General features: G+C 73.1%; 21 protein-coding genes, 1 tRNA gene and 2 pseudogenes. 19 read left to right on the top strand and 5 right to left on the bottom strand.

The features are described 5' to 3' along the window. Window positions 1-6: 6 nt before the first annotated feature. Together ACGF8A_RS29445 and ACGF8A_RS29440 are read right to left on the bottom strand one after the other, a co-directional pair. Window positions 7-624 (bottom strand): TetR family transcriptional regulator C-terminal domain-containing protein, encoded by a 618-nt coding sequence (locus ACGF8A_RS29445; RefSeq protein WP_393113242.1) that lies wholly within the window; start codon window positions 622-624, stop codon window positions 7-9. A gap of 53 nt (window positions 625-677) precedes the next feature. Beyond that, window positions 678-1,856, bottom strand: coding sequence for a Glu/Leu/Phe/Val dehydrogenase dimerization domain-containing protein (locus tag ACGF8A_RS29440; protein WP_393113241.1), 1,179 nt, complete (start codon window positions 1,854-1,856; stop codon window positions 678-680). A gap of 144 nt (window positions 1,857-2,000) precedes the next feature. On the opposite strand from ACGF8A_RS29440, the gene ACGF8A_RS29435 reads away from it, so the two are divergent. From ACGF8A_RS29435 to ACGF8A_RS29365, 15 genes and pseudogenes are all read left to right on the top strand, one after another. Further along, a complete protein-coding gene (locus ACGF8A_RS29435; RefSeq protein ID WP_393113240.1) occupies window positions 2,001-3,194 on the top strand; it encodes an MBL fold metallo-hydrolase in 1,194 nt (397 codons plus the stop codon). 389 nt (window positions 3,195-3,583) lie between these two features. After that, window positions 3,584-4,546: pseudogene (locus tag ACGF8A_RS29430) on the top strand (alpha/beta hydrolase); the annotation flags it as partial. A 591-nt stretch (window positions 4,547-5,137) separates the two neighbouring features. Beyond that, entirely contained in the window at window positions 5,138-7,438 is a 2,301-nt protein-coding gene (locus ACGF8A_RS29425) for an ATP-binding protein (RefSeq protein WP_393113239.1), read from the top strand. Between the two features lie 101 nt (window positions 7,439-7,539). After that, entirely contained in the window at window positions 7,540-7,974 is a 435-nt protein-coding gene (locus ACGF8A_RS29420) for a roadblock/LC7 domain-containing protein (RefSeq protein WP_365451047.1), read from the top strand. Continuing rightward, window positions 7,971-8,348, top strand: coding sequence for a DUF742 domain-containing protein (locus tag ACGF8A_RS29415; protein ID WP_393113238.1), 378 nt, complete (start codon window positions 7,971-7,973; stop codon window positions 8,346-8,348). Before ACGF8A_RS29420 ends, ACGF8A_RS29415 begins: the two co-directional genes overlap by 4 nt. Further along, entirely contained in the window at window positions 8,326-8,994 is a 669-nt protein-coding gene (locus ACGF8A_RS29410; protein ID WP_393113237.1) for an ATP/GTP-binding protein, read from the top strand. The genes ACGF8A_RS29415 and ACGF8A_RS29410 overlap by 23 nt, the downstream gene beginning before the upstream one ends. Window positions 8,995-9,055: 61 nt before the next feature. Beyond that, window positions 9,056-9,631: a GAF domain-containing protein gene (locus ACGF8A_RS29405; protein WP_393113236.1), complete on the top strand. Its 576-nt coding sequence runs from the start codon at window positions 9,056-9,058 to the stop codon at window positions 9,629-9,631. A 174-nt stretch (window positions 9,632-9,805) separates the two neighbouring features. Next, on the top strand, window positions 9,806-10,834 hold the full coding sequence (tdh, locus tag ACGF8A_RS29400; protein WP_393113234.1) for an L-threonine 3-dehydrogenase: 1,029 nt from the start codon (window positions 9,806-9,808) through the stop codon (window positions 10,832-10,834). Window positions 10,835-10,863: 29 nt separating this feature from the next. Then, a complete protein-coding gene (locus ACGF8A_RS29395) occupies window positions 10,864-12,057 on the top strand; it encodes a glycine C-acetyltransferase (RefSeq protein WP_393113233.1) in 1,194 nt (397 codons plus the stop codon). 17 nt (window positions 12,058-12,074) lie between these two features. After that, on the top strand, window positions 12,075-12,977 hold the full coding sequence (locus ACGF8A_RS29390) for a LysR family transcriptional regulator (protein ID WP_393113232.1): 903 nt from the start codon (window positions 12,075-12,077) through the stop codon (window positions 12,975-12,977). A gap of 46 nt (window positions 12,978-13,023) precedes the next feature. Next, complete coding sequence (locus ACGF8A_RS29385) at window positions 13,024-13,635, top strand: helix-turn-helix domain-containing protein (RefSeq protein WP_393113231.1); 612 nt, start codon at window positions 13,024-13,026, stop codon at window positions 13,633-13,635. Then, a complete protein-coding gene (locus ACGF8A_RS29380; RefSeq protein WP_393113230.1) occupies window positions 13,632-14,165 on the top strand; it encodes a GNAT family N-acetyltransferase in 534 nt (177 codons plus the stop codon). The genes ACGF8A_RS29385 and ACGF8A_RS29380 overlap by 4 nt, the downstream gene beginning before the upstream one ends. Window positions 14,166-14,195: 30 nt before the next feature. Continuing rightward, a complete protein-coding gene (locus ACGF8A_RS29375; protein WP_393113228.1) occupies window positions 14,196-14,555 on the top strand; it encodes an MmcQ/YjbR family DNA-binding protein in 360 nt (119 codons plus the stop codon). Between the two features lie 160 nt (window positions 14,556-14,715). Then, window positions 14,716-15,511 (top strand): annotated as a pseudogene (locus tag ACGF8A_RS29370) (hypothetical protein). Between the two features lie 98 nt (window positions 15,512-15,609). Further along, window positions 15,610-15,686, top strand: a tRNA-Pro gene (locus ACGF8A_RS29365). A 158-nt stretch (window positions 15,687-15,844) separates the two neighbouring features. Here ACGF8A_RS29365 and katG read toward each other — a convergent pair. Together katG and ACGF8A_RS29355 are read right to left on the bottom strand one after the other, a co-directional pair. After that, window positions 15,845-18,064 (bottom strand): catalase/peroxidase HPI, encoded by a 2,220-nt coding sequence (gene katG / locus ACGF8A_RS29360; protein ID WP_393113227.1) that lies wholly within the window; start codon window positions 18,062-18,064, stop codon window positions 15,845-15,847. A gap of 33 nt (window positions 18,065-18,097) precedes the next feature. Then, window positions 18,098-18,532, bottom strand: a complete 435-nt coding sequence (locus tag ACGF8A_RS29355) for a Fur family transcriptional regulator (RefSeq protein WP_393113226.1) — start codon at window positions 18,530-18,532, stop codon at window positions 18,098-18,100. Between the two features lie 115 nt (window positions 18,533-18,647). Between ACGF8A_RS29355 and ACGF8A_RS29350 the strand changes: the two genes are divergently transcribed. Then, entirely contained in the window at window positions 18,648-18,965 is a 318-nt protein-coding gene (locus ACGF8A_RS29350) for a DUF899 family protein (RefSeq protein WP_393113225.1), read from the top strand. Here ACGF8A_RS29350 and ACGF8A_RS29345 read toward each other — a convergent pair. After that, the gene (locus ACGF8A_RS29345) at window positions 18,931-19,350 is read right to left on the bottom strand and encodes a molybdopterin-binding protein (RefSeq protein WP_393113224.1); all 420 of its coding nucleotides are present in this window, start codon (window positions 19,348-19,350) and stop codon (window positions 18,931-18,933) included. The two genes, ACGF8A_RS29350 and ACGF8A_RS29345, sit on opposite strands and share 35 nt — an antisense overlap. Before the next feature lie 181 nt (window positions 19,351-19,531). Here ACGF8A_RS29345 and ACGF8A_RS29340 point away from each other — a divergent pair, with 181 nt between their 5' ends. From ACGF8A_RS29340 to ACGF8A_RS29330, 3 genes are read left to right on the top strand one after another with little or no spacing between them, the layout of a single operon-like run. Beyond that, window positions 19,532-19,789 carry a hypothetical protein gene (locus ACGF8A_RS29340; protein WP_393113223.1) on the top strand — a complete coding sequence of 86 codons (258 nt, stop codon included), beginning with the start codon at window positions 19,532-19,534 and terminating at the stop codon, window positions 19,787-19,789. After that, window positions 19,786-22,014 carry a heavy metal translocating P-type ATPase gene (locus tag ACGF8A_RS29335; RefSeq protein ID WP_393113222.1) on the top strand — a complete coding sequence of 743 codons (2,229 nt, stop codon included), beginning with the start codon at window positions 19,786-19,788 and terminating at the stop codon, window positions 22,012-22,014. The genes ACGF8A_RS29340 and ACGF8A_RS29335 overlap by 4 nt, the downstream gene beginning before the upstream one ends. Next, a complete protein-coding gene (locus ACGF8A_RS29330; protein ID WP_393113221.1) occupies window positions 22,011-22,499 on the top strand; it encodes a copper chaperone PCu(A)C in 489 nt (162 codons plus the stop codon). Before ACGF8A_RS29335 ends, ACGF8A_RS29330 begins: the two co-directional genes overlap by 4 nt.

Raw genomic sequence — 22,499 nt, 5'->3', positions numbered from 1 at the left:
GGCGGCTCAGCGCCGCCCGGCCGTCGGCACCTCCGTCAGCCCCAGTTCCCGGGCCAGCGCCTCGTCCACCCACTCCTGGGCACGCGCGCGGGACACCGCTCCCGCGTAGGACGTGATCTGCACGGCCAGCCCGTCGAGCAGGGCGGTCAGGCGCAGGGCCGCGCCCGTGGGGTCCGCGCAGCGGAACTCGCCGGCCGCCACACCCTCGGCGATGACCTCGGTGATCGCCGCCTTCCACCGCTTGTCGAGGTCCCGGGTGACCTCCAGCAGCGCGGGCTCGCGCAGCGCCGCCGCCCAGCCCTCGATCCACAGCCGCCAGCCCTTGGCCGGGCCCGTCGGCGCGTACCAGCGCACCGCCGACCGCAGCCGGCGCAGGGCCGTCGTGCGCCGCCCGAGCAGCTTGCCCAGATGGGCGAGATCGTCCTCGGCGGCGTACGCGAACGCGGCGGCGACCAGCTTCTCCTTCGTCGAGAAGTGGTACAGCACCAGCGCGTTGCTCACACCGAGCGCGGAGGCCACATCGGCGATCCGCACCGCCGCCACGCCCCGTGCCTCGATCTGCTCCACGGCGGCGCGCAACAACTCCTCGCGCCGCTCCGCCACGGTCAACCGCACTCTCGCCACCCCGTCACCCTAACGGGCCACGTCCGGCCGGTGGCCGGGCGGTGACCCTCCCGTCAGCGGTACGACCCGAAGCGCTCCGCGAGCAGCGGCAGCCGGTCCGCGGCCACGGCGTGCGCGGCGGCACGCGGCGTGCTCCCGTCGGCCTCCGCACGTGCCAGCACCACGTCGGTCAGGGCGCGCATCGCGCGCCGCGTGTACGCGAACGCCTCGTCCGCGTCCGCGCCGATGTCGCCGAACAGCGTCCACCACCACCAGGCGTTCGTACCGGAGTTGACCACCACGTCGGGCAGCACCGTGACCCCGCGCGCGGTGAGCAGCGCCTCCGCCTCCGGGACGACGGGCATGTTGGCGGCCTCGACGATCCATCGGGCGGTGACGCGGTCCTGGTCCGCGACACCGACCGCGTACGAGACGGCGGCCGGCACCAGCACCTCCGCGTCGGCGGCCAGCCAGGCGTCGCCGGGAAGTTCGCGGTCCCCGGGGCCCAGCGCCGAGCGGGCCACCGTGCCGTAGGCGTCCCGCGCGGCGAGCAGCGCGTCGACGTCGAGGCCCGCCGGGTTGGCGATCGTGCCCCTGACGTCGGCGACGGCCACGACGGTCAGGCCCGCGCGCGTGAGGAAACGTGCCGTGGCGCCGCCCATGGTGCCCAGGCCCTGCAGGGCGACCCGGGTGCCCGCGTACGGCACGCCTGCCCGGTCCAGGGCTGCCAGCACGGACTCCGCGACCCCGCAGCCGCCGACGAGCTCACCCAGCCCGATCCCGTCCACCCGCACCGCGAAGGCGTCGGCGAGCCGGCCGCGGGCCGCCACCTCGTCGTCCAGCAGCGGGTACACGGCCTGGATCGACGAGACCAGCCCCACCTCGGCCGCGGCCCGGTCCACCAGGTCCTGGCTGAGACCGAGGTCCTCGCCGGTGGTCCAGAACGTCTCGATGTACGGCCGCACGGCGCGCAGGTACCGCACCAGCAGTCCGTACGCGCCCGGGTCCCGGGGGTCGCAGTCGATGCCGCCCTTGGCGCCGCCGAGGGGGACGTAGCGGGCTTCGGGGTCGTAGTGCAGGGCCTCCTTCACCGTCATTCCGCGGGCGAGCCCGGCGACCTCGTCCAGCGAGCAGCCCGCGCGCATCCGGAGCCCGCCGCTGGCGAGGCCGCGCACCAGACGGTCCACGACCAGGAAGCCCCGGCGGCCGGTGACGTGGTCGGTCCAGGTGAGCGACAGCAGGGGGGTGGTCACGGAAGCTCCTCGTGGCAGCAGGGGTTTCCCGGCTCGTGCACAGACCCCCCATACTGAATCACGAGTCAGTATGGGGCCGGGCGGCGAGTGGTGTCGGTGGGGCGGACCATAATGGAGTTCTCACCGATTCCACCTGGAGGTACCGTGGCCGGTTCCCGTTCCCTGAGCTCCGGGCTCCGCGCGCTGCAGCCCGCGGCCTTCGGCGTGGAGCCGAGCGGCGAGCGCATGGCACGCATCCGCAGATCGCCGCACTTCAAGGACGGCGTGTTCCAGAACCCCGGCGGGCCCTCGCGGATCCGGCCCTCGGGTTCCACGCTCGAGTTCGCCAAGACCTACTTCGACAGGGACGCGCGCAACCGCCGCACCCCGCACGGTGCGGTGCCGGTGCACCCCACCACGGCCGCCGACCTCGCCCGGCCGCCCGCCACCGGCCTTCGGCTGACCTGGCTGGGCCACTCCAGCGTCCTCGCGGAGATCGACGGACAGCGGGTGCTCTTCGACCCCGTCTGGGGCGAGCGCTGCTCCCCGTTCGCCTTCGCCGGGCCCAAGCGGCTGCATCCGGCGCCGCTGCCCCTGACGGCCCTCGGCCCGGTCGACGCCGTGGTCATCTCGCACGACCACTACGACCACCTGGACCTGCCCACGATCAAGGCGCTGGCCGGCACGGACACGCTGTTCGCCGTGCCGCTCGGCGTCGGCGCCCACCTGGAGCACTGGGGGGTCTGCGCGGACCGGCTGCGCGAGCTCGACTGGCACGAGTCGGCCAGGGTCGGCGGGCTCACCCTCACCGCCACCCCGGCGCGCCACTTCTGCGGTCGCGGCCTGCGCAACACCCAGCACACCCTGTGGGCGTCCTGGGTCGTGGCCGGCGAGAACCACCGGCTATTCCACAGCGGCGACACCGGGTACTTCGAGGGCTTCCGTGACATCGGCGCCGATTACGGCCCCTTCGATGCCACGATGATCCAGATCGGCGCCTACAGCGAATTCTGGCCGGACATCCACATGACCCCGCAGGAGGGCGTCAGGTCGCACCTGGACCTGCAGGGCGGGGACGCCGGCCCGGGCGTGCTGCTGCCGATCCACTGGGGGACCTTCAACCTCGCCCCGCACCCCTTCGCCGAGCCCGGCGAATGGACGAAGGACGCCGCCGGAGCGGCCGGGGTGGCCGTGGCGCTGCCCCGGCCCGGCGAGCCCTTCGAGCCGGGCGGCACGCTCCCGGTGGAGCCCTGGTGGCGCTCGGTCACGGCACCTGTGGCCCGCCACTGGCTCCGCACCCCGGGCCCCGGCGCCACACCGGCCGCCCAGGGCGACCTCGACTTCGCGGGTGACCGGTAGCGGGCGGCGCGGGTGGCGGGTGGCCGCCCGGCGGACGCGCGAGCGTCCTGCGAAATGCCGTGCGGCCACCGCCGTAGGCGAGCCGGGCCACTCCCGGCTCACGGCCCGGAAACCCGGTGGGCCGGGCCGCCCCTGGTCGGCCCTGGTCGGCCCGGCCCATTGGGGGCGGCCGCGCACCGCGGCTTCCTCTGCGTGCGCCGGAATCCTCCTCACCGCGCACAGGTGCCGTATCTCCGTGCGCCGTGGAGCCATGGGCGGTGCACGCACGGGCAATTGCCGGCCGCGTGCCCGTCCTAACGTGCTGAGCCACGGCCCCGGAGTCCTCCCGCAGGCGTCCGGGCCGTTCCGCCGGAGGGACGGCGGAGCGCACGACACTCCAGGCGTCACACATGTCCGACGCTGTCGAGCCGGTGCAGCCGGTACTGGAAGCCGCGGCGGCCGCGTTCGCGGAGGCCACCGCCAATCCGCCCTACCTCTTCGACCTCGCTCCCGCCGAGGGGCGCAAGGCCGTCGACGAGGTGCAGTCCGGTGAGATCGACAAGCCGCAGATCGACGAGGAGTGGATCACCGTTGCGGGCGGTCCGACGGGCAGTGTCCGGGCCCGCGTCGTCAAGCCCGCCGGAGCCGCGGGCACCCTGCCGCTCATTCTCTACATCCACGGCGCCGGCTGGGTCTTCGGCAACGCCCACACCCACGACCGGCTGGTCCGCGAACTCGCCGTCGGGGCCGGCGCCGCCGTCGTCTTCCCCGAGTACGACCTCTCGCCCGAGGCCCGCTACCCGGTCGCCGTCGAGCAGAACTACGCCGTCGCCCAGTGCGTCGTCCAGCAGGGCGCGAGCAAGGGGCTCGACGGTTCCCGGCTGGCCGTGGCCGGTGACTCCGTCGGCGGCAACATGACCGCGGCGCTCACCCTGATGGCCAAGGAGCGCGGAGACGCCCCGGTGGTGCAGCAGGTGCTGTTCTACCCGGTCACGGACGCGCACTTCGACACGGGTTCCTACCGGCAGTTCGCCACCGGCTACTTCCTGCGCCGGGACGCCATGCAGTGGTTCTGGGACCAGTACACGACCGAGGAGGCCGAGCGCGCGCAGATCACCGCGTCGCCGCTGCGGGCCACCACCGGTCAGCTCGCCGGTCTGCCCAAGGCCCTGGTCATCACGGCCGAGGCGGACGTCCTGCGCGACGAGGGCGAGGCGTACGCCAACAAGCTCCGCGAGGCCGGCGTCCCGGTCACCGCCGTGCGCTTCCAGGGCGCCATCCACGACTTCGTGATGCTCGACGCGCTGCGTGGCACGCACGCCGCCGAGGCTGCCGTCACGATGGCCGTCACGACCCTGCGTGCCGTGCTGCACGCCGCCTACGGAATCGATCCTCCACATCACCCGGGGCGGTTCGGTCCACCCGGTGTGCCGGGCGTGGGACAAGCCCGTACTGCCGTCCCAACCTATACAGGGTGCGGGGTGCTTGGGCTGGAGGGCACGACTCCACTGTGGCGGCCGGAGGTGTTGCGAGGGACATGATGTGCGCGCCGGCGTCCGCAGCGAGCGGGGGCGTCTCCCCGGGTGAGCTGGTCGCCGTACTCTGCTCAGCCCTGAGCAGGACGGACTCTCGGCTTTGACGCTCTGGGCGACTGAACGAAGGACGACGAGCCGAGAAACCGGCTCTGAACAGGGCCCTTCTGGGATCCGCTCGGGTGCCGTCGCCTCGGCGCGCTTATCGGTCTGTCGTACGAGGCCTCATACCAGAGCGGGACGATTGCCGTAGGACTTTGTCAACTGCCCACCGCACATGATGCGTTGCCGACTACTGTGAGTGTCCGCCGGGCGACGCAGGGCCGGATTTCCCCGCCGTCGTCGGCCCGGCACCGAGCCGCCGCATGCCCGAGTCCAGCAGACCGGGCCCCGCCCCGGCTTCCGACCGCCGGACCAGTACGAGGACGCCCGATGTCACACCTCCGCGCACCGGCCGCACGCGCAGACCGCCGCGAGGGCGGGCGGCACGGACGGCCGGTCGCCCGCACCGCTCCCTCGCTGCCCGAGGCCCACATACGGCCGCAGCTGCTGCGACTCGCCGTACTGCCCCCGGTCGCGGTCGCCCTCAGCGCCTGCGCGGCGGTGCTGTTCACCGTCCGCTCCACCGGCGCCCGCACCAGCATCACCCTGTGGGCCGTGCTCGCCTGCGCGGTCTGTGTGACGCTCGCCGGCATCGGGATCGCCGCGATCGCCGCCGGCCGGGCCGCCCGCGCCGTGCACGAACGGGTCGGCGCGCTGCGCCGCAGCAGCGCCCGCCGGGAGGCCGATCTGCGCACCCTCGTCGAGGCGTTGCGCCGAGGAGAGCTGCCACCGCAGCGCAAGCCGCGCGGTGGTCCGCCCGAGGACGCCGACGACTTCGAACTGCTCGCCGCCGATCTGGCCCGCGCGCACGACGGCGCCGTCACCGCCGTCGTGCAGGCCGCGCAGCTCTCCAGCCAGGCCGGCAGCGAACAGAAGCTCGAGGTCTTCGTCAACCTCGCCCGGCGCCTCCAGTCGCTGGTGCACCGCGAGATCGCGATCCTGGACGACCTGGAGAACGAGATCGAGGACCCCGACCTGCTCAAGGGCCTCTTCCACGTCGACCACCTGGCGACCCGCATCCGCCGTCACGCCGAGAACCTCGCCGTCCTCGGCGGCGCCGTCTCCCGGCGCCAGTGGAGCAACCCCGTCTCCATGACCGAGGTGCTGCGCTCGGCCATCGCCGAGGTCGAGCAGTACTCACGGGTGCGGCTCGTGCCGCCGATCGACGGCACCCTGCGCGGCCACGCCGTCGCCGACGTGATCCATCTGCTGGCCGAACTCGTGGAGAACGCCACGGTCTTCTCCGCCCCGCACACCCAGGTGCTGCTGCGCGCCAACCTCGTCACCTCCGGCCTCGCCGTCGAGGTCGAGGACCGCGGCCTGGGGATGCCCGTCGCCGAGCAGAACAAGATGAACGCCCTGCTCACCGACCCCGACCAGGTCAATGTCGGCCGCCTGCTCGCGGACGGCCGGATCGGGCTGTTCGTCGTCTCCCAGCTGGCCCGCCGGCACGGCATCACCGTCCGCCTGCAGACCAACATCTACGGCGGTGTCCAGGCCGTCCTCGTCGTGCCGCAGGCGCTGCTCGGCAGTCGGCAGCCCGAGGCCGGCCGCCCCGCGCCGCCGCAGCAGCACCCTGCACCCGAGGCCGCCCGCCCGGCGCCGCAGCACCCCGCCCCTGATACCGCCCGTCCCGCACCGCCGCCGCAGCACTCCGCCCCCGAGGCCGCCCGCCCCGCTCCACCTCAGCCCCCGCAGCATCACCAGCCCGCACCCGGCGTCCCGTCGGCGCCCGCTCCCACCGGCACGAGCCCCTCGCCCCTGCCGGTCCGCGGCACCCACGAGGAGCGGTCCAACCCGGCCGAGGCCGTGCCCGGCATCCGGCCCGAGGACCGGCCGGCCGTCGAGGGAAACACCGCCACGCCCCTCGCCCCGCACACCGGCACCGTCCGCGGCACCATGGGCAAGCCCCAGCTGCCCCGGCGGCGCGCCCAGCAGCACATCGTGCCGCAGCTGCGCGGCGGCCCGGCGCCCCGCCAGGAGGACGAGCACCTCGTCGGCCACGACCCTGGTCTGATGGCGGCGTTCCAGCGCGGCATCGGCCTCGCCGAGGCTCAGCAGGCGCGGTCCGGCGACTCGGCGTCCGCGCACCCGGAGCCTCCGTACGCGGACCTGTCCGACCCGGAGCCCTCCGCTCCTGCCCCTTCCCACTTGGCGCCCTCCCGTCTGGAGCCGTCGCCTGTGGAGCCTTCCCGCCGGGGGCCTTCGCGCCCGGAGCCGTCCTCACCGGAGCCTTCTCGCCCCGGGACCTCCCACCTGGAGGCCTCCCATCGCGGGCACCCCTCCCCGGAGCCCCAGCACCTGGGTCGTCCCCACACGCCGTCGGCCTCGCCAACGGATGCCCGCCACACAGACGTTCCCCCTAGGTCGGCGCAACTCCCCATGGCCATACCGCACATAAACGCACACCGCACGGGCGTATCGCACATGGACGCCTCGCACATGGACGCACACCGCACGGGCGTACCGCACACGGACGCCTCGCACATGGACGCACACCACATGGGCGTACCGCACACGGACGCACACCACACGGGCGTACCGCACATGGACGGGTCCCACGGGCCCCAAGCACCCCACATGACCCCGGACCACCCCGCCCGGCACGACGGGAGCGGGCCAGCCGGATGACCGCCGCAGCTGCCGCCGCCGTCGCCACCCCCACCGCAATGACCGCCGGCGCCCCCACGGGCGCGCCCGCAGACCTTCGTATCCCAAGGAGTCGATCCACCATGGCGACCGATGCCCCCACCGGCCATGTATCCGATCTCGACTGGCTGATGAGCGGCCTCGTGCAGCGCGTACCGCACACCAGCAGCGCGGTGCTCCTCTCCTGCGACGGGCTCGTGAAGTCGGTCCACGGTCTCGACCCCGACAGCGCCGACCACATGGCGGCCCTGGCCTCCGGCCTGTACTCCCTCGGCCGCAGCGCCGGGGTGCGGTTCGGCGACGGCGGTGAGGTCCGGCAGGTCGTCGTCGAACTCGACTCGACCCTGCTGTTCGTCACCACCGCCGGCTCCGGCACCTGCCTGGCCGTGCTGGCCGGCCGCGAGGCCGACGCCGCGGTGCTCGGCTACGAGATGGCCATGCTGGTCAAGAGCGTCCGCCCGTACCTGGTGACCGCTCCCCGGCAGCAGTCCGTCGAACCCCCGGCGATGAGGCCTTGAGCGCGACGGCGGCCGGCGACGGGCCCTGGCTCGACGAGGCGGCCGGACGGCTGGTGCGCCCCTTCACGGTCAGCAACGGCCGCACCCGCCCCACCGTCGCCCTCGACCTCATCTCGCAGGTGATGGCCACCGGAGCCACCCCCCTCGGCTATCTCGGCCCCGAACACGCACAGGCACTCGACCTGTGCCGGGCGCCGGTGTCGGTCGCCGAGGTCGCCGCGCACCTCATGCTGCCGGCGGTGGTCACCAAGGTGCTCCTGTCGGACCTCGTCGACTGCGGGGTGCTCACCACCAAACCCCCCGAGTTCCACCACAACCCCACGGACCGGGCCCTTCTGGAGGCAGTGCTCGATGGACTACGACGACAGCTCTGACCACGACTACGACTCCGGCCACGACGACGGACCCGGCTACGCGGACGGCTCCGGCCACGACGCCGACCCGTTCCCCACCGCGCTCAAGATCCTGGTCGCGGGCGGGTTCGGGGCCGGCAAGACCACCTTCGTCGGCGCCGTCAGTGAGATCGCGCCGCTCAGTACGGAGGAACTGCTCACCACCGTCAGCGCGGCCACCGACAGTCTCGACGGCATCGAGAACAAGGTCGAGACGACGGTGGCGATGGACTTCGGCCGCATCACCCTCGACCCCGAACACGTCCTGTACCTCTTCGGCACGCCGGGACAGGAGCGGTTCTGGTTCATGTGGGACGAACTGTGCGAGGGCGCCCTCGGTGCGGTGATCCTCGCCGACACCCGGCGACTGGAGGACTGCTTCGCGGCCGTCGACTTCTTCGAGGAACGCGGACTCGCATTCATCGTGGCCGTCAACGAGTTCGACGGCGGCCACCGCTACGACCCCGAGGAGGTACGCGCCGCCATCGACCTCGACCCGGAGATCCCCGTCGTGTGCTGCGACGCCCGGATCTCCGCCTCCGGCGTCCAGACCCTGCTCACCCTCGTACGCCATCTCATCGCCCACGCACCCGTCACCCCCGCGCCCAGCCACGGCGCGCACATGTGACCACCGCACACACCGCACCGGAGCCGCATATGACGTACGCCCACAGCGACGGGACCCGGACATGAGGTACGACCCGCCGCGCCCGGCCGGTCGGCTGCTGCTCACCCCCGAGGACAAGGAGGCGCCCGCGAGGACGCGGCGGCTGCGTCAACTGGGCCTGGGGGAACGTCCGGAGCCCGGCCTCGACGCCTTCGCGGGCCATCTGGCGTCGCTGACGGGTGCGCCGTACGCGATGGTCAACTTCCCCGGTGAGGGGGGCCAGTTCTTCGCCGGCCTGCACGCGCCCGACGTCGGGCTCGTCGTGAAGGAGGACGGGACCCGGCCGGTGATGGGCCGCTTCCTGCCCCGCGACCACGGGTTCTGCCCCCATGTGGTGGTCCGGCACAAGGCGCTGGTGCTCGAGGACGTCCGCGACTACCCGCGCTTCGCGGGAAACCCGGTGGTCGACGAGTTCGGCATCCACTCCTACCTCGGCGCGCCGCTCATCGACACCACGGGCATGGTGCTCGGCACCGTCTGCGCCGCCGATGTCTCCCCGCGGCCCTGGGGGCGTTCCGGTCTGGACACCATCAAGGCGGCGGCAGCGGATCTCACCGGACGGCTCGAAGGGCCCTGGTCCGGCGGATCTCTGCTCTGACCAGGTGAACGTCGCGCCACGGGCGTGAAGGAAAGCTGCGGCGGCGGTTAAGAAATCCTCGATGGACCAGGACGGCGGCGTACGGCAGATTGCTGTGCGATTCCACTTCTCTCCCCGTCCGGGGGCTTCTTCGCCATGCCCGCGGCAGGGAACTCACCCTCAGGAGCCGTAGCGGTGAAGGCACTGGTCAAGGACAAGGCGGCACCAGGGCTGCGGCTCACGGACGTCCCGGAACCCGACGTCGGCCCCGGCGACGTACTGATCAAGGTGCTGCGCACCGGTATCTGCGGCACCGACCTGCACATCCACGCCTGGGACGGCTGGGCGCAGCAGACGATCCGCACCCCGCTGGTGCTCGGGCACGAGTTCGTCGGCGAGGTCGTCGGAACGGGCCGGGACGTCACCGAGATCAAGTCCGGCGACCGGGTCAGCGGCGAGGGCCACCTGGTGTGCGGCAAGTGCCGCAACTGCCTGGCGGGCCGCCGCCACCTGTGCCGGGCGACCGTCGGGCTCGGGGTCGGACGGGACGGCGCCTTCGCCGAGTACGTCGTGCTGCCCGCGACCAACGTCTGGGTGCACCGGGTGCCCGTGGACCTCGACGTGGCGGCGATCTTCGACCCGTTCGGCAACGCCGTGCACACCGCGCTGTCGTTCCCGCTCGTCGGCGAGGACGTGCTGATCACCGGGGCCGGCCCGATCGGGCTGATGGCGGCGGCCGTGGCCCGGCACGCGGGCGCCCGCAACGTCGTCATCACGGACGTCAGCGAGGAACGCCTCGACATCGCCCGCAAGATAGGCGTCAGCCTCGCCCTGAACGTGCGGGACGGGCGGATCGAGGACGGCCAGCGGGCCCTCGGCCTGCGGGAGGGTTTCGACATCGGCCTGGAGATGTCGGGCCGCCCGGAGGCCCTCCAGGACATGATCGCGAACATGACGCACGGTGGGCGGATCGCGATGCTCGGACTGCCCGCCCAGGAGTTCCCGGTCGACTGGGCCCGGATCGTCACGTCGATGATCACCATCAAGGGCATCTACGGCCGGGAGATGTTCGAGACCTGGTACGCGATGTCGGTGCTGCTGGAGGCCGGCCTCGACCTCGCGCCCGTGATCACCGGCCGGTACGGCTACCGCGACTTCGAGACGGCGTTCGCCGACGCGGCGAGCGGCCGCGGCGGCAAGGTCATCCTCGACTGGACCGCGTAACCCCGACAGCACCTCAAGGAGACCCCGTCATGTTCGACTCCGTGCGCGACGACCTGCGCGCCACCCTCGACGAGATCCGTGCCGCCGGCCTGCACAAGCCCGAACGCGTCATCGACACCCCGCAGTCCGCGACCGTCAACGTCTCCGCGGGCGGCCGCCCCGGCGAGGTGCTCAACTTCTGCGCCAACAACTACCTCGGCCTCGCGGACCACCCCGAGGTGATCGCCGCCGCCCACGAGGCCCTGGACCGCTGGGGCTACGGCATGGCCTCCGTGCGCTTCATCTGCGGCACGCAGGAGGTGCACAAGGAGCTGGAGGCGCGGCTGTCGGCCTTCCTCGGGCAGGAGGACACGATCCTGTACTCCTCCTGCTTCGACGCCAACGGCGGTGTCTTCGAGACGCTGCTCGGGCCCGAGGACGCGGTGATCTCCGACGCCCTGAACCACGCCTCGATCATCGACGGCATCCGGCTGTCCAAGGCCCGCCGCTTCCGGTACGCCAACCGTGATCTGGACGACCTGGAGCGCCAGCTGAAGGAGGCGCAGTCCGCGCGGCGGCGGCTGATCGTCACCGACGGCGTCTTCTCCATGGACGGCTACGTGGCTCCCCTGCGCGAGATCTGCGACCTCGCCGACCGCTACGACGCCATGGTCATGGTGGACGACTCGCACGCCGTCGGCTTCGTCGGCCCCGGTGGCCGCGGCACCCCCGAGCTGCACGGCGTGATGGACCGGGTCGACATCATCACCGGCACGCTGGGCAAGGCCCTCGGCGGCGCTTCCGGCGGCTACGTCGCAGCCCGCGCCGAGATCGTGGCGCTGCTGCGGCAGCGCTCGCGGCCGTACCTCTTCTCGAACACGCTGGCACCGGTGATCGCCGCCGCCTCGCTGAAGGTGCTCGACCTGCTGGAGTCGGCGGGCGACCTGCGGGAGCGGCTCGCGCACAACACCGCGCTGTTCCGGCGCCGGATGGCCGAGGAGGGCTTCGACATCCTGCCCGGCGACCACGCCATCGCACCGGTGATGATCGGCGACGCGTCACGGGCCGGCCGGATGGCCGAGCTGCTGCTGGAGCGGGGCGTGTACGTGATCGGCTTCTCGTACCCGGTGGTGCCCCAGGGCCAGGCGCGGATCCGCGTCCAGCTGTCCGCGGCGCACTCGACGGACGACGTGAACCGGGCCGTGGACGCCTTCGTCGCCGCGCGGGCGGAGCTGGGCGCCTGACCTGAGACAATCGGGTCGTGATCGAAGCGCGGCGGCTCCACATCCTCCGTGCGGTGGCCGACCACCGCACCGTGACGGCGGCTGCCGCAGCGCTGTATCTGACACCCTCCGCGGTGTCCCAGCAGCTCACGGCTCTGGAGCAGGAGACGGGGCACCGGCTGGTCGAGCGCGGCGCCAAGGGGGTACGGCTCACCGCGGCGGGCGAGATCCTGCTCGGCCACACCAACGCGGTCCTCGCCCAGCTGGAGCGGGCGGAGGCGGAGCTCGCCGCGTACGGCTCGGGCGCCGCGGGCACCGTGACCGTCGCGTCCTTCGCGACCGGCATCGCTCAGGTCGTCGCCCCGGCCGTGACCCGGCTCGCGCGGACCGCGCCCGGCGTCCGTCTGCGCGTCCGGGACGCCGAGGGGGACGCCAGCCTGCCCATGGTGCTGGACCGGCAGGTCGACGTTGCGGTCGCCGTGGAGTACCGCGGGGCGCCGTCGGCCGACGATCCACGGCTCGCCCACGTCCCGCTGTACGCCGAGCCCTTCGACGCGGTGGTGCCCGTCAGCCACCGGCTCGCGGAGGCGGGCGAGGTGGCCCTGGCGGAACTGGCCAAGGAACCGTGGATCGGCCCCTACCCCGGCAATCCGTGTCATGACGTGGTGGTGCTGGCCTGCGAGAGCGCCGGGTTCCAGCCCCGCCTCGAACACTCCTCGGACGACTTCCGCGCGGTCGTGGCCCTTGCCTCGGCGGATGCGGGCGTCGCCCTCGTGCCGCGTTCCGCGCTGCGCGGGACGGACCTGTCCGGTGTCGTTGTCCGGCCCGTGGACGGGGTGGCGCCCACGCGCCGGGTCTTCGCCGCCGTACGCCGGGGCGCGGAGGGGCATCCCCTGATCCGGCCGGTGCTGGAGGCGCTCGGCGAGGCGGCGCGGGCGTGAGGATTCGTTAACCCCGTCGTCCCATATCCGGGATAGCGTCCCGGATATGAGAAACGAGGTATCCGGCGCCCCGCCTGACGGCGCTTCGCACGACGGCGCCGCGCAAGATGTCGACACCCGGCTCGGTGCTCGACTCGCCCAGCTGCGGGCCGAGGGCGGCTGGACGCTCGGGGAGCTGGCGGAGCGCAGCGGGGTGAGCAGGTCGACCCTGTCCCGCGCCGAACGTGCGGAGATCAGCCCCACGGCCGCGATGCTGAACCGCCTGTGCGCCGTGTTCGGGCGCACGATGTCGCAGTTGCTGAGCGAGGTGGAAGGGGAGTCCGCGCTGCTGGTGCGGGCGGCGGACCAGCAGGTCTGGGCGGACCGGGCCGCCGGTTTCGTACGGCGGTCCGTCTCGCCGCCGCATGCCGGGCTGCGCGGCGAACTCGTCGAGGGGCGGCTCGCGGTGGGCGCGGACATCGCGTACGACCGGCCGCCCGTGCCCGGTCTGGAGCAGCACGTCTGGGTGCTGGAAGGCACTCTCTCGGTGACCGTGCGGGACGTCGAGCACCGGCTCGCGGCGGGGGACTGTCTGCGGTTGCGGGTGTGGGGCGCGACGCGGTTCTGGTGCGCGGGGGACGAGGACGTGCGCTACGTGCTGGCGGTGGTGCTGCCGTGATCGTGGAGACGCTGGACGAGGCCCAGGTGCTGGACCGGGCCGGGCAGCTGGCCGAACTGCTGGTCGACATGGTCGGCGGCGGCGCGTCGGTGGGCTTCCTCGCGCCGCTCGACCCGGCCGAGGCCCTGGCCTGGTGGCGGACGCGGGCGGCCGGCGTCGCCGCCGGTGGGCTGGCGGTCTGGGCGGCGTACGAGGGGACGCGGGTGGCCGGCACCGTCAGCCTGGCCTTCCCGGACAAGCCCAACAGCCGGCACCGGGCGGAACTGGTCAAGCTCATGGTGCACCGGAAGGCCCGCGGACGGGGCTGGGGCCGGCTGCTCCTGGACACCGCCGAGCGGGCGGCCGTCGCGGCCGGCGTCACGCTCCTCCACCTGGACACCGAGACCGGCAGCCCGGCCGAGCGCCTCTACCGCGCGGCGGGCTGGACACCGCTCGGTGCGATTCCCGGCTACGCGGCGAACCCGGCGGGGGTGCTGCGGCCGACGACCGTCTACTACAAGCAGGTCGGAGCGCAGGCCGCCGCAGGGTGACTGTCGGTGGCAGGCGCTACCTTGCCTCTCATGCCGGATGCCGAAGACGTACGCCGTATCGCCCTGTCCCTGCCGGACACGACGGAGAAGATCGCCTGGAGTATGCCCACGTTCCGGGTCGCGGGGAAGATGTTCGCCACGCTGCCGGAGGAGGAGACCTCCGTCGCCGTGCGCTGTCCCAAGGAGGAGCGCGAGGAGCTGGTCCTGGCCGAGCCGGGGAAGTTCTGGGTCGCCGACCACGAGGCGCAGTTCGCCTGGGTGCGGGCGCGGCTCTCCGCGCTGGAGGACGAGGAGGAGCTGCGGGACATCCTCGCCGACTCCTGGCGGCAGGCCGCCCCGGCCAGGCTGCTGGAGGCGTACCCGGAGTTGGGGCTGTCTGCCGGGGGGTGAGACGCCCTCCGGGATCCCTGGAAGGTGATCCTCCAGGGTGCCCGGGGTGAGAATCCCTCCGGTGCCGTCCGCGCCGGGTGGCATGATCCGGGGGGCGATACCCACGGCCGCCGGGGCGGCGGGGTTCGTGTGGGAGGTGCGGGGAGGGGAGCGCCAGGGGATGGGCGGGGTGTCGGACAACGTTGCCAGAGTGCGTGTGCGGGGCAGGTCGGGCGGGGGAACGGCGGGTCCGGGTGCCCGGCCGGTCTGGTCGCGTGACTTCGCGCTGTTCTTCGTCGCCCGTGCGGTCGCCCGGCTCGGCGACACCATGCTCCCGGTGGCACTCGCCGCCGGCCTGCTCCAGCACGGGTACGGCGCCGGCGCCGTCGGCCTGGCCATGGCCGCGACGGCCGGGGCGTTCGCCGCGCTGGTCGTCTTCGGCGGGGTCGTCGCCGACCGGTTCAGCCCCCGCAAGCTGATGGGGCCCGGGCGCCTACGGCCTGGTCAATTCCGCCCTCGGCGCCGGCACCGTCGTCGGCGGTCTGCTCGCCCTGCGACTGCGCCCGCGCCGGATGCTGCGGGCCGGGGCGATCGCCCTGTTCGGATTCGCCGGGTTCCCGGCGACCGTCGGGCTCGGACTCGACGTGCCCGCGATGGCGGCCGGCGCGGCCGTCGCCGGGGCCGGAATGTCGTTCTGGGGCGTCATGTGGGCGACCAGCGTGCAGACCCAGGTCCAGCCCGCCGTACTCAACCGCGTCCACGCCTACGACGTGGCCGGGTCCCTCGCGATGCTGCCCGTCGGGCAGGCTCTCGCCGGTCCCGCCGCCGCGGCCCTCGGCGCCGGCCGGGTCCTGCTCGTGTCCGGCGCCATGAGCCTCGTCGTCGTGGTCGCCCTGCTCGCGGTGCCCGCGATACGGGAGCTGGTGCGCGTCGACGCCCACGGCAGGCCAGCACGGCCCGGCGCGTCCCCGTCGTGAACGCCGCGGCGGTCGTCAACGGGTGCGCGACCACCGACCCGAGTGCGGTATTGTTTCCCTGCGCGTTCACCCGGGGGAAACCCCAGGTCAGACCGCACCGGGACGTGGCGCAGCTTGGTAGCGCACTTGACTGGGGGTCAAGGGGTCGCAGGTTCAAATCCTGTCGTCCCGACCAGCTTCACCGCAGGTCGGAGGCCGTCTTCTCAGAGATGAGAAGGCGGCCTTTCCCGTGTGTGCGGTGTCCTTTCCCCGGAACGACCGCGGCCGTCCAGGCCGGCCCTTCAAGGGCGCCGGCCTGGACGGCCTCATGGCTGACTCAGGTCAGTACCGGTCTCAGGCCAGGTCGAACCGGTCCAGGTTCATGACCTTGTCCCACGCGGCGACGAAGTCCGTCACGAACTTGCCCTTCGCGTCGTCGCTCGCGTAGACCTCCGCGACCGCGCGCAGCTCGGAGTTGGAGCCGAAGACGAGGTCGGCACGGGTACCGGTCCACTTGACCTCGCCCGTCATGGCGTCGAGGCCCTCGAAGGTGGTCTGGTCCTCGGACGTCGACCTCCAGGTCACGCCCAGGTCGAGCAGGTTGACGAAGAAGTCGTTGGTCAGCGTGCCCGGGTTCTCGGTGAGGACGCCGTGCTTGGACCCTCCCTGGTTGGCGCCCAGGACGCGCAGGCCACCGACGAGCGCCGTCATCTCGGGGGCGCTCAGCGTCAGCAGGTTCGCCCGGTCGAGCAGCAGGTACTCGGCCGGCAGACGGTTGCCCTTGCCGAGGTAGTTGCGGAAGCCGTCCGAGGTCGGCTCCAGGGCGGCGAAGGACTCGGCGTCGGTGTGCTCGTCGGTCGCGTCGACCCGGCCCGGGGTGAAGGGCACCTCGATGTCGTGGCCCGCGTCCTTGGCGGCCTTCTCCACGCCCACGCAGCCACCGAGGACGATCAGGTCGGCCAGGGAGACCTTCCTGGCGGAGCCCGCGTTGAACTCCTGCTGGACGTTCTCCAGGGTGCGCAGCACCGAAGCGAGCTGGTCGGGGTCGTTGGCCTCCCAGCCGCGCTGCGGCTCGAGGCGGATCCGGGCGCCGTTGGCGCCGCCGCGCTTGTCGCTGCCGCGGAACGTCGACGCCGACGCCCACGCGGTGCCGACCAGCTGCGGGACGGTCAGGCCGGAGTCGAGGAGCTTGCCCTTGAGGACCGCGATCTCCTCGGCACCGATGATCTCACCCTCGGCCTCGGGCAGCGGGTCCTGCCACAGCAGGGTCTCGGCCGGCACCTCGGGGCCGAGGTACTGCGACTTCGGGCCCATGTCACGGTGGGTCAGCTTGTACCAGGCGCGCGCGAAGGCGTCCGCGAACTCCTGCGGGTTCTCGTAGAAGCGGCGCGAGATCGGCTCGTAGATCGGGTCGAAGCGCAGCGACAGGTCGGTGGTGAGCATCGTCGGAAGGCGCTTGCGTGACGGGTCGTGCGCGTCGGGGATGACGGCCTCGGCGTCCTTCGCCACCCACTGCTTGGCGCCGGCGGGGGACTCGGACAGCTCCCACTCGTAGCCGAAGAGGTTCTCGAAGAAGTTGTTGCTCCACCGGATCGGCGTGGTGGTCCAGGTGACCTCCAGGCCGGAGGTGATGGCGTCCCCGCCCTTGCCGGTGCCGTAGGTGCTCCGCCAGCCGAGGCCCTGCTCCTCCATGGTGGCGGCCTCGGGGTCGTTGCCCACGTGGTCGGCGGGGCCGGCGCCGTGGGTCTTGCCGAAGGTGTGGCCACCGGCGATGAGAGCGACGGTCTCCTCGTCGTTCATCGCCATCCGGCGGAACGTCTCACGGATGTCGCGGGCCGCGGCCAGCGGGTCCGGGTTGCCGTTCGGGCCCTCCGGGTTGACGTAGATGAGGCCCATCTGGACCGCGCCGAGGGGGTTCTCCAGCTCGCGGTCGCCGCTGTAGCGCCGGTCGTCGAGCCAGGTGGTCTCGGGACCCCAGTAGACGTCCTCCTCCGGCTCCCACACGTCCTCACGGCCACCGGCGAAGCCGAAGGTCTCGAAGCCCATCGTCTCCAGCGCGACGTTGCCGGCGAGGATCATCAGGTCGGCCCAGGAGATGCTCTGGCCGTACTTCTTCTTCACGGGCCACAGCAGACGGCGGGCCTTGTCCAGGTTGGCGTTGTCCGGCCAGCTGTTCAGCGGCGCGAAGCGCTGCTGGCCGGCGCCGGCGCCGCCCCGGCCGTCGCTGATGCGGTAGGTACCGGCGCTGTGCCACGCCATCCGGATGATCAGCGGACCGTAGTGGCCGAAGTCGGCGGGCCACCAGTCCTGCGAGGTCGTGAGCACCTCGGCCAGGTCCCGTTTGACGGCCGCCAGGTCGAGGGCCTGGAAGGCCTCTGCGTAGTCGAACCCCTCACCGAGCGGGTTGGACACGGCGGGGTTCTTGGCGAGGATCTTCAGGTTGAGGCGCTCGGGCCACCACTGACGGTTGCCACCGCCCTGCGTGGGATGCGCGGCGCGCCCGTGCGCGACAGGGCAGCCACCTGTGCCCTCCGTCTTGGGTTCGGTGACGATTGCGTCAGGGTTCTCAGCCATGGGAATCCTTCTTCCGGATGTGGATCACGGTGCTCAGGAACTGCGGGTGGAACACTCGGGGCACAGGCCCCAGTAGATGACCTCGGCCTCGTCGACCGAGAAGCCGTGGTCGTTCGATGCGGTCAGGCAGGGGGCCTCGCCGGTCGCGCACTCGACATCGGTGACCGTGCCGCAGGAACGGCACACGAGGTGGTGGTGGTTGTCTCCGACGCGCCCCTCGTAGCGGGCCGGGCTGCCCGCGGGCTCGATCCGGCGCACGAGCCCCGCCGCGGTCAGCGCGTGCAGGGCCTCGTACACCGCTTGCAGGGATATGTGGCCCACGCGCTCACGCACCCCGGACGCGATCGCCTCGACGCCGAGGTGGTCGCCGGCCCGGACGGTTTCGAGCAGTGCGACGCGGGCGGCCGTCACCCGCAGGCCGGCCCCGCGCAACTCCTCGGCGGTGGTCGGGTTCCCGGCTGCGGTCATGCCGGCGAACCTATCGCGGTAAAGACGAACGGTTCAATAAAACGAAGGGTTAAATCAAGAGTCGTGCCGGACGGCGCCCGTCCGCCCGGGACGGGTCGCGGTGGCGGGCGTGGGCATGGGGGAGAAGCGCGGGCGCCGGTGCCGTCGTCCCGACCGCGGAGAGCTGACGGTCATGACCGATCTGCCCGAGGTGGTCTCCGGCGGGGAGTGGCCGGCCGCGCGCACGGAACCGCCGGCCGCGCAGCAGGAGTTCACCCGGGCCCGCGACCGGGACGGCGCCCGGCGCCGGTGGCCGCCGATGGTCCGCGTCGGCAAGCCGTACGCCGTCGATGGCCCGCGTCGGCACGCCGTGCACCGTCGAGGGTCCGGACGGGGCGGGGTGTGGCGCCGAGCCCGCGTCACCCTGCCGCGAGGGACACCTCCGTCGCCTTGACCAGGGCGACGACGGGGGAGCCCGGCGCGAGGCCGAGGTCGTCGACCGCGTCCCTGGTGATCGCCGAGGTCAGCTCACCGCCGTCCACCGCGATCCTGACCGAGGCCATCGCGCCGCCCGTGCCGACCGCCAGCACCGTGCCGGGAAGCCTGTTGCGGATGGACAGTCCGTCCACCGGGCCGGTGGCGAGGGCGAGCTCCGTGGACTTCACGAGAACGCGTACGGCGGCCTTCTCGGACAGCGCCAGGTCCCGCACCGCGTCCACGGTGATCGCCGCGATGATGTCCTGTCCGCCGTCGAGACGGACCGCGACGGTCGCCATCACCTCGCCGGGGGTGACGGCGGTGACGGTGCCGGGCAGCTGGTTGCGGATACTCAGGACCATGGTGAAACACCTCAAAAGGGGAAGTAACGGTGCTCGCTGCGCGCCCCACGGTAACCGTGCGAACGCACAGTGTGACCTACCCCACACCGGTGGCGTGGAACTCCGCGTGCCCCGTCCCCGACTCCTGTACCGGCACGGTGCGAACCGAGTGACGCCGTGCGACGCGATCAGGAGACCGGTGATGCACGACTCCCCACCACCCGCCCGCCGCGCCCCGAGGGCGCTCCGGGACCTGCTGCCCCCGCCCGCCCTCGGCGCATTCCTCCTGCTGCTCGCCGCCGTGTTCGTGGTGGCGTACGCCGTCGGATCCGCCGTCGGCCCGGTCGCCCCCGGCATGCAGCGCCCCGGCACCGGCACGAGCGAGACGGATCCCCACACCGGCACGCACGGCGACCCCACCGGAAGCCACACCGGGAACCACGAAGGCCACGCCCCGTGACGACCGGACCGGCTCCCGTCCTGACGACGACCGACCTCACGGTGGGCGGAATGACCTGTGCGGCCTGCGTGACCCGGGTCGAGAAGCGGCTGACCCGGCTCGGCGGCGTCACCGCGGGCGTCAACCTGGCCACCGGCAGGGCCCGCGTGACCCACCCGCCGGACATCAGCCCCGCCGAACTGATCGCCACGATCGAGCGGGCCGGCTACACGGCCGCCCTGCCCACACCGTCCCGAGCCGCGGAGCCCGGTGCCGCGAACGCATCCGAGCTCGGGCGGCTGACGGTGACGGCACTGCTCGCGGTCCCCGTGCTGGTGCTGTCGATGGCGCCCGCGCTGCAGTTCCGCAACTGGCAGTGGCTCTGCTTCGTCCTCGCCGCACCGGTCGTCGTCTGGGGAGCCTGGCCGTTCCACGTACGGGCGGCGCGTGGGCTGCGGCACGCCGCGTCGACCATGGACACCCTGGTCTCGCTCGGTGTACTGGCCTCCTTCGCCTGGTCGGCGTACGCGCTCTTCCTCGGCGGGGCGGGCGCGCCCGGCATGCGGATGCCGTTCAGCCTGGTGCCGTCCGCCACGGACGGCGTCGCGCACGTGTATCTCGAGGCGGCCGTCGCCGTACCGCTGTTCGTGCTGGCGGGCCGCTGCCTGGAGGCGCGTGCCCGGCACGGCACCGGCGCGGCGCTGCGCTCACTGGCCCGGCTCGCCGTCAAGGAGGTGTCCGTACGCGAGGCGGACGGCGGGGAACGGCTCGTCCCCGTCGAGCGGTTGACGGCCGGGCAGGACTTCGTCGTGCGCCCCGGAGAACGGGTCGCGACCGATGGTGAGGTGCTGGAGGGCAGTTCCGCCGTGGACCTCGCCCTCGTCACCGGCGAAAGCGAACCCGTCGAGGTCGGGCCCGGCTCGGCGGTGGTCGGCGGGGCGGTCAACGCCGGCGGGCTGCTGATCGTCCGGGCCACGGCCGTCGGGGCGGACACCCAACTCGCCCGGATCACCGCGATGGTGACGGAGGCGCAGACGGGCAAGGCGAAGGCGCAGCGGCTGGCCGACACGGTGGCCGGGGTGTTCGTACCGGTGGTGCTGACACTCGCCGTCACCGTGCTGGGCTTCTGGCTCGGGGCCGGCGCCGCGCCGCAGGCCGCGATCACCGCGTCGGTGGCGGTCCTGGTCGTGGCCTGCCCGTGCGCGCTGGGCCTCGCGACCCCTACCGCCCTGATGGCCGCCACCGGACGCGGCGCGCAGCTGGGTGTACTGGTCACCGGGCCGCAGGCGCTGGAGGGGCTGCGGCACATCGACACCGTGGTCCTGGACAAGACCGGCACGCTCACCTCCGGGCACATGACCGTCGCCCGGGTCACCACGCCGCCCGGTGGTCGGGGCCGGGACGCCGTACTGCGGCTGGCCGGGGCCGTCGAACAGGGGTCCGAGCATCCGCTGGGGCGTGCGATCGCCGCCTGCGCGGGGCGGCCACTTCCCGGCGTGCGGGATTTCACCGCCGAGGCCGGACGGGGAGTGCGGGGCCTCGTCGAGGGCCGGCTGGTCGAAGTCGGCGCCTGCGAGGGCGAGTTGCCCGGGGAGCTGGCCGAGGCGAGGCAGGCGGCCCACGCCGCGGCGCGGACGCCGGTGCTGGTCCGGGTGGACGGGATCGCCGAGGCGGTCGTGGAGATCGGGGACGTCGTGCGGCCGGGCAGTTACCGCGCTGTCGACCGGCTGCGCCGCCTCGGAATCGAGCCCGTCCTCGCGACCGGCGACGCCGAAGCGCCCGCGCGGGCCGTGGCGGCGGGCCTCGGCATCACCGAGGTGCACGCCCGCCGCACCCCGGAGGGCAAGACCGGGCTGGTCCGGCGGCTGAAGGCGGACGGACGCCGGGTCGCGGTGGTGGGCGACGGGGTGAACGACGCCGCCGCGCTGGCCGGCGCCGACCTCGGCATCGCGATGGGCGGCGGCACGGACGTGGCCGTCGGGGCGGCGGACGTGACACTCGTTCGGGGGGACATCGAGGCGCTCGCGGACGCGGTCCGGCTGGCTCGCCGGACCCTGGCCACGATCCGCGCCAATCTCGTGTGGGCCTTCGGCTACAACGCGGTGACCTTGCCGCTTGCCATGGTGGGGCTGCTGACCCCGATGCTCGCGGCGGCGGCGATGTCCGTCAGCTCGCTGCTGGTCGTCGGGAACAGCCTGCGGCTGCGCACCTGGCAGCCGGCGCGTCGACGGGGGGCCGCGCGATGAGCCGGCCGCGCGCCGCCGACGCGCTGATCGGCGCCCTCGCCCCGGTGGCGGCCTGTGCGGTCGCCCTCGGCGCGCTGAGCGCGTGGGTGGGGGCCGGACGGGCGGGCAGCCCGCCCCGGATCGAGGTCGCGCCGGGACGGGTCTTCCTGCCGTTCGGGGACACCGAGGACACGGCCGCGTTCTTCGACATCACCAACTCGGGTGGAGCGGAGGACCGGCTGGTCGCGGTGAGGTCGGGCGCGGCCGGCCGGGAACCCACGCTCAGCCTCCACCGTATGACCGACGGCGGAGCGGCCTACCGTGCCGCCGTCGGTTCCGCCTCCGTCCCCGCGGGCGGCGGCCTGTCGATGACACCGCTCGGCCTGGACGTGGTCCTGCGGGCCGGCGCGGACTGGCGGGTGGGCGACGTGGTGCCGTTCACGCTGTACTTCCAGCACAGCGGCCAGGTCGAGACGTCGGCGGTGGTGGTGCTGCCGGGCGGTTAG

It is taken from the genome of Streptomyces sp. NPDC047706 (assembly GCF_043204795.1).
Lineage (GTDB): Bacteria > Actinomycetota > Actinomycetes > Streptomycetales > Streptomycetaceae > Streptomyces.
The sequence above is the reverse complement of the archived record's forward strand: the minus strand, read 5'-3'. Positions and strand labels throughout refer to the sequence as shown.

Bases quoted from the DNA above. Each gene is read 5' to 3' on its own strand.
- ACGF8A_RS29425 (WP_393113239.1), top strand. From the start codon at position 5,138: ATGTCACACCTCCGCGCACCGGCCGCACGCGCAGACCGCCGCGAGGGC.
- ACGF8A_RS29420 (WP_365451047.1), top strand. From the start codon at position 7,540: ATGGCGACCGATGCCCCCACCGGCCATGTATCCGATCTCGACTGGCTG.
- ACGF8A_RS29410 (WP_393113237.1), top strand. From the start codon at position 8,326: ATGGACTACGACGACAGCTCTGACCACGACTACGACTCCGGCCACGAC.
- ACGF8A_RS29405 (WP_393113236.1), top strand. From the start codon at position 9,056: ATGAGGTACGACCCGCCGCGCCCGGCCGGTCGGCTGCTGCTCACCCCC.
- ACGF8A_RS29395 (WP_393113233.1), top strand. From the start codon at position 10,864: ATGTTCGACTCCGTGCGCGACGACCTGCGCGCCACCCTCGACGAGATC.
- ACGF8A_RS29385 (WP_393113231.1), top strand. From the start codon at position 13,024: ATGAGAAACGAGGTATCCGGCGCCCCGCCTGACGGCGCTTCGCACGAC.
- ACGF8A_RS29375 (WP_393113228.1), top strand. From the start codon at position 14,196: ATGCCGGATGCCGAAGACGTACGCCGTATCGCCCTGTCCCTGCCGGAC.
- katG (WP_393113227.1), bottom strand. From the start codon at position 18,064: ATGGCTGAGAACCCTGACGCAATCGTCACCGAACCCAAGACGGAGGGC.
- ACGF8A_RS29355 (WP_393113226.1), bottom strand. From the start codon at position 18,532: ATGACCGCAGCCGGGAACCCGACCACCGCCGAGGAGTTGCGCGGGGCC.
- ACGF8A_RS29350 (WP_393113225.1), top strand. From the start codon at position 18,648: ATGGGGGAGAAGCGCGGGCGCCGGTGCCGTCGTCCCGACCGCGGAGAG.
- ACGF8A_RS29345 (WP_393113224.1), bottom strand. From the start codon at position 19,350: ATGGTCCTGAGTATCCGCAACCAGCTGCCCGGCACCGTCACCGCCGTC.
- ACGF8A_RS29340 (WP_393113223.1), top strand. From the start codon at position 19,532: ATGCACGACTCCCCACCACCCGCCCGCCGCGCCCCGAGGGCGCTCCGG.
- ACGF8A_RS29330 (WP_393113221.1), top strand. From the start codon at position 22,011: ATGAGCCGGCCGCGCGCCGCCGACGCGCTGATCGGCGCCCTCGCCCCG.